The 6,146-nt window shown below is 37.4% G+C and carries 6 protein-coding genes and 1 pseudogene; 6 read left to right on the plus strand and 1 reads right to left on the minus strand.

What is annotated here, in order from left to right; translation table 11 throughout:
* Positions 1–6: 6 nt before the first annotated feature.
* Positions 7–1,731, plus strand: coding sequence for a bifunctional protein-serine/threonine kinase/phosphatase (locus IRT38_RS02440; protein ID WP_008941921.1), 1,725 nt, complete (start codon positions 7–9; stop codon positions 1,729–1,731).
* Between the two features lie 111 nt (positions 1,732–1,842).
* Here the strand turns inward: IRT38_RS02440 and IRT38_RS02450 are convergent.
* A pseudogene (locus IRT38_RS02450) lies at positions 1,843–2,786 on the minus strand (IS5 family transposase).
* A 422-nt stretch (positions 2,787–3,208) separates the two neighbouring features.
* Between IRT38_RS02450 and IRT38_RS02455 the strand changes: the two are divergent.
* The 5 genes from IRT38_RS02455 (at position 3,209) to IRT38_RS02470 (ending at position 6,067) form a co-directional block, all read left to right on the plus strand.
* Positions 3,209–4,426, plus strand: a complete 1,218-nt coding sequence (locus tag IRT38_RS02455; RefSeq protein ID WP_194596862.1) for a tyrosine-type recombinase/integrase — start codon at positions 3,209–3,211, stop codon at positions 4,424–4,426.
* Between the two features lie 14 nt (positions 4,427–4,440).
* Complete coding sequence (locus tag IRT38_RS02460) at positions 4,441–5,193, plus strand: hypothetical protein (protein ID WP_194596864.1); 753 nt, start codon at positions 4,441–4,443, stop codon at positions 5,191–5,193.
* A gap of 102 nt (positions 5,194–5,295) precedes the next feature.
* Positions 5,296–5,499, plus strand: coding sequence for a transcriptional regulator (locus tag IRT38_RS02465; protein ID WP_194596866.1), 204 nt, complete (start codon positions 5,296–5,298; stop codon positions 5,497–5,499).
* Positions 5,500–5,508: 9 nt separating this feature from the next.
* Complete coding sequence (locus IRT38_RS17500) at positions 5,509–5,826, plus strand: hypothetical protein (protein ID WP_227592129.1); 318 nt, start codon at positions 5,509–5,511, stop codon at positions 5,824–5,826.
* Entirely contained in the window at positions 5,819–6,067 is a 249-nt protein-coding gene (locus IRT38_RS02470; RefSeq protein WP_194596868.1) for a hypothetical protein, read from the plus strand. Before IRT38_RS17500 ends, IRT38_RS02470 begins: the two co-directional genes overlap by 8 nt.
* The last annotated feature ends 79 nt before the right edge of the window (positions 6,068–6,146 follow it).

A 6,146-nucleotide genomic window follows, 5' to 3' on the forward strand; every position in this document is an offset into this window, starting at 1 on the left:
TTCAGCATGAAAAAAACATTAAAAGTCACTATTGGGCAATATTCTACTGCCGGAGTTAAACAACAGAACCAGGATTTCCATGGAGTATATCTGCCCGAAGGACATGTGCTGAAACAGAAAGGTATTGCATGTGTTATAGCGGATGGAATCGGTAGCAGTAATGTCAGTCATCTTGCAGCAGAAACAGCCGTTGGTAGTTTTTTATCTGACTATTATTCTACTTCAGATGCCTGGAGTACACAGACTTCAGCAGAACGAGTGATCCGCGCGACCAATTCATGGCTTTATGCACAGACTCAACAAAGTCAAGGACGTTTTGATAAAGACCGAGGGTATGTCTGTACCTTATCTGCACTGATTTTAAAACAGCAACAAGCCCATGTTTTTCATGTTGGTGATAGTCGTATTTACCGCATTCGCGATCATGAAATTGAATTACTAACCCATGATCATCGTGTCTGGTTGTCTTCCAAAGAGCATTATCTTAGTCGAGCCTTAGGTGCGGATTATCGTATTGAAATTGATTATCGAAATATTGAACTCAAAGAAAAAGATATTTTTTTACTAATGACCGATGGGGTCTATGAATTTGTCACAGATCAACAATTATTAGATTTAACTTTAATAGATGCAGATTTAAATCAACTTGCCAAAGGATTAGTTGAAAAAGCTTTAGAACAGGGCAGTGATGATAACTTAAGTTTCCAGGTGATCCGTGTAGAACAGTTGCCTGAACTGAATCAGTTTCATATTCAGCAGGATTATGTATTTCCACAACAGCTCAGTAAAGGTGAAGTTTTTGAAGGTTATGTGATTGATAAGATTTTGCACCAAAATCATCGCAGTTGCCTGTATTTGGCACACGATACTCAGCAGCAGCCTTTGGTCATAAAAACTTTGGGGGTAGATTTACAGCAAGATAAAAATGCCGTAGAGCAGTTTCAACTCGAAGATTGGGTATCGAAACGTCTGAAACATGACAACCTGATGCACTGTTATCCACATAACACTGAGAAAAAATATTTATTCCAATGTTATGAATATTTGCAGGGTGAAACCTTGGCTCAATGGCTGCATCGCCAGGAAAAGCCTTTAAAGCTCGATGATATTTTACCAATTTTGCAACAAACGGCCTTGGCTTTAAATGCAATGCACCGGCTGGAGATGCTGCATCAGGATATACGGCCAAAGAATATCATGGTTTTAAATGCAGAAAATGCCATGAAAATTAAACTGATTGATTATGGTTCAACAGCAGTAAGAGGCCTGGTCGAAATTAATCCTAAAAATGCGAATCGACCACTCGGAACCTTAGCATTTATGGCACCGGAGTATTTTATTGATCATTCGCCATCTGTACATTCAGACCAATTTTCTTTGGCGGTCATGGCCTATTATTTACTCACCAAACAATTACCTTATGGCACAGATTTAGCTCGCTGTAACAGTTTAAAGCAGCTTAAAAAAGTTCAATATCATTCCATCAGGAAATATCGGCCTGATTTACCTATATGGTTAGATAAAATTTTAGGCCAAGCGCTGAGTATTGAACCGACACATCGTTTTGAGGCCTTGTCTGAACTCATTCATAATCTAATGCATCCTTCCAAAGAATTATTAAACTCTAAACCACCAGCAATCATTGAACGAGATCCTTTACGTTTTTGGCAAATGAGTTGCGCCGTATTAGGGCTATTATTTTTACTGAGTATTGCATGGCCATTTATTTGAAAAGATAGGATCAAACCATGCTTAAAATTGAAGGTACATAGATAAGTTTTTATTCAAACAGCTTTGTTGCACAAAGATTTGAAATGCAAAGCGCCCCTAATTGAGCTAAATTTAAGGCGTAATTTGGGTAAGTGGTCGACCTAATTCCGTAAATCTGTTGAGGACTGCTACACGTGCATGAATCTCATTGACTTGGCTATCAAAACGCCTTGCTCTGAGTTTATCTCCTAATAATTTAATGCAGTGCATCTTAGTTTCAACCAAACTTCACCGATGATAGCCTGATTTTTTCCATAGTGTCCTGCCTGAGAAGCACTGCTTCCAAGATTAACTGTTCGAAGTAATTCATTTCGATCTAGCGAGCTGCTCTTTGTATCTTTCCAAGGTTTCGCATTTTTTCTAGGTGGAAACACCGCATGCGCTTGCCGATCTGCAATGACCTCACGGCATTGCTTGGTGTCATAAGCTCCATCGGTATAAACAGAGTCAATCTGCTCATCTTGTGGAATCTGATTAAGTAAATCACCAAGCACCTGTGAATCACTGACATTATTGGTTGTAAGCTGAATAGCGCGTATTTGTAGAGTTTTAGCATCTATGCCAATATGAAGTTTACGCCATTGGCGACGATATTCAGGTCCATATTTCTTGCGTTTCCATTCGCCCTCACCTAGAAACTTCATGCCTGTAGAGTCTATGAGTAGATGCAGCCCATCGCTACTTTTTTGGTAATTGATTGCAATATTAATATGCTTTTGTCTTCTACAAAGCGTGGTGTAATCTGGAGCTATCCAATTTAATCCGCAAAGTTTAATCAGACTTTGCACAAAGCCAGTGACCATACGTAAAGACAGACGGAATAAGGATTTAATCATTAAGCAGCATTGGATGGCTGCGTCGGAGTAGGTTTGATTTCGCCCTTGTTTGCCTTTTGATGGCGCATACCATTGCGTAGCAGGATCAAACCAAATGGCAATATTTCCGCGACTCATAAGTGCTCGGTTATATGCGGGCCAATTGGTTGTGCGGTAGATTTTGTGTGTAGGCTTCTTCATTTGAAAATTATATCGCTGAAAAACCCTTTACAGATAGGTTTGTGCAACAAAGCCGATAACAATTAAAAAATAAAGGAAAGTTTTTATTGGTTTTATTATCGATAAGTATTAATGATAATATATTGTTACATAAAAAATTGGCACCAATTTAGCACCAATTATTCTTTAGTTGTTGATTTTAATATGAAAATATTACGTTGACATCGTAGAGGTCTCCAGTTCGAGTCTGGATATACCTACCAAGATATTAAAGTCATATAACTTTTTATGAAGTTACATGAACTCTAAAGCCCTGAATTATATAGATTCAGGGCTTTTTTTTAACTTCTTATAGCCGCATTTAATCTCTTATAACAAAGCTTTTACTGTACACACTTGTGTACACAGTTATAATAATCATACTGGGTGTACAGAGATTTATAATGAAAAGAACAGAGGTAAAGATTGGTAAGCGCTTAGCTACAACCGTTTTAGATAATTTAGAAGCAGATCCAGCTGTAAAAGAATATCGTATTTTGGATGGAGATAATCTTTACTTTCGTGTTCGCGAGAACGGATCCAAATCATGGCTTCTTCGTTATAAAAAAGAAAACGGTAAATGGTCGTGGTTAGGCTTAGGTAATTATCCAAATGTAAGCGCTTCCGTTGCACGGCGTAAAGCTTCAGAACTTTCGAGCATAGTAAGTAATGGTGAAGTACTTAAATCTAAGAATGAGATAAAGCAGAAAAAAATTGAAGAGAGTAACCGGCAATTCAAACTATTAATGGATGAATGGCTTGCAACTAAAGAGCCTAATTGGGGCTTTGATACATTTGATAAAGCAAAGAAATCAATTAATAGGCATATCGTACCAAAGTTTGGTGAACGTGATTATACGAAGATAACGCCCAAGGAATGGTTTGATTTCTTTCAAGGTTTACAACGTGAGCTTGGGATTCATACCCAAGTGGAGAAACTTACCTCTTATTGTAAAAATGCTTACGATTGGGCGAAGTTCCAAGCAAAAATTAACTTTAACCCATTAGAAGGAATTAGTAAGCATCTGGATAAAAACGTTAGCGGCAATATGAAATTTGTTGAGCCTGAAGAATTACCAGAGCTAATCCATGCAATACGCTGTTATCCAAGTCGCCCGTTAGCAATTGGTCTTGAATTATTTGTTTTGTTATTTCCTAGACCAGTTGAACTGAGATACGCAACATGGGATCAATTCGATCTTGAAAAGAGGGTATGGATTAAACCCGCTGAGATTATGAAAAAGAAAATAACCCATGGGGTTCCTTTGCCGCATCAAGCCATTACATTAATTCAAGAATTGAGGACTTATAGATCTGAATCAAATTTGCTTTTCCCAAGTAGAGATAGCCTAAGTAAGCCTATATCTGATAATACATTTAATACCGCACTCAACAGGCTTGGTTATAAAGGTAGACAAAATCCTCATGGCTTTCGTCATATCGCGAGTACGGCTTTGAATAATAAGTTCAGTGACAAAGAACAAGTTGTTGAAGCTTGCTTGGCTCATATCAAAAAAGGTGTGAAAGGCGTTTATGATAAGGGAGCTCACTTTGATGAACGTATAGGGATGATGCAGTGGTGGGCAGATGAAGTTGATAAATTGATTGGAAATCTTGGTTAGGATTGGGGGACATTATGCAAAACTATCTTACGCTTGATGAGACCATAGAAAAGCTGAGAGCTAACAACAGTAAGAATCTCTCAAGTCTAATTATGCAAGAAGTATTAACACCTGTTTTTTATTATGTTGGTCATATGATAATTGTGGGAGACGATCAGGCAATAATTTCTGAGTATGGAACAAGAGTATTAAAACCTGAATTATCTAATGATTTACTTGCACTTATTGAGGGTAGAAAAGGGATCGTTAACCTTACTTGGGTTGAGAGTTCACCAAAAATTATGAAAGGAAATTTTGATGATCAGACTTTAGAACTATTCGGCTATCAAAATATCAAATTTATTTTATACAATTATGAAATAACAGATACGCCTACTTCGTTTCCTATAGATATTAATGCTTTTATCAAACAGCATCCCAATGACTTTGTGTTTACTTTAGATAGATCAATGCTTCTTATAAATGAACAAGAGTTAAATACTTATCTAGAAAAAGAAAACCCTAAAAGGGAAATTAAAAGAGGTGTTAGTCAGGCTAAGATGGATGCGAAACTAGCAGCTTGTACATTGGCAGAATATCTGTGGCAACAAGATACAGAGAAAAAAATAAGAACTAAGGAAATGACACAAAAAATCTATGAGCATTTATATTTGACGCACCACAGAGAACAATTACCAGGAGAAAAAAAGTCTCTGAGAGATTGGATTATTGATATCGCTAGGAAATATCCACACGCACAGGAATCAGGTAGGCCTGAAAATGGGTAGCAAGTTGAACTTAATGATAATTAAGTACAACTTGCTCACTTTTTAATAATAAAAAACAAAAACATACTTACTCCATGATATTTAGCAATATGGAGTTAAAGTATGCAACCACTTCGAGTTACATATAAGCAAGCCTGTGAGTTACTAGCAATTAAAAGAGATGCGCTTCGCAATCTCACATTGAATGACGCCACCTTCCCCAAACCTTACAAGTATGGGAAAACCCGACAAGCTCCTGTTTATTTTGACTATGCTGATCTAGTGGAATGGCATAATTCTCAAAAGATAAATCGTGTTAGTGGATAAGGTGGCCCTATGAAAAAATATTTTTTATGCAGCCCCCTTGTAAATAAGCTTCAGCAAGGCTATTCTAATTTTGTCCAACAAAAAGCAGTTGGATTAGCTTTGGTCGGCTATAAACTCGTTAGCGTACAACCCGCTATGTGCGGTTTTTTTGTGCGTAAAATCTCTATGCGTTCGCATATCTCTATGGCGAAGCTGGGGAGGGACACGTTTACGTGTGCAGGTATCCTAACGAGCCTGTCGACCAACCCTTTTCAGCTTTGCCACCCTCATTTGGTCGTGAATGGCAAAGCTTCTATCAATTCGTTAGGAGTGTTTATTCATGTCTAGCCGTATCCCAAAAATAGATCTTAGTGATTTTCAAGACCATGCTGAACTTACCCAAGATCAGATGAAAAAATTATGGGCTTTATTCAGTCAAATTCAACATAATTTAAAACAAGAAAAAGTGCATTCTGGCACTGTGTATTTAGCGGAAATCGGTAATTACCTTACTGATATGTGGGCCTATGATAATGAAGAGCTTTATAACAATTTAACTAATCAATTGGAGGCCGCTCCAAATGAATGATATTAAGATTGATATAGTTCAAGAAATGATGCCATTTTGTATTCAAAAGCTTTCAAAAAGAGAGGGTCCTTTTTCAGCA

Source organism: Acinetobacter sp. SK-43 (assembly GCF_015351505.1).
Lineage (GTDB): Bacteria > Pseudomonadota > Gammaproteobacteria > Pseudomonadales > Moraxellaceae > Acinetobacter > Acinetobacter junii.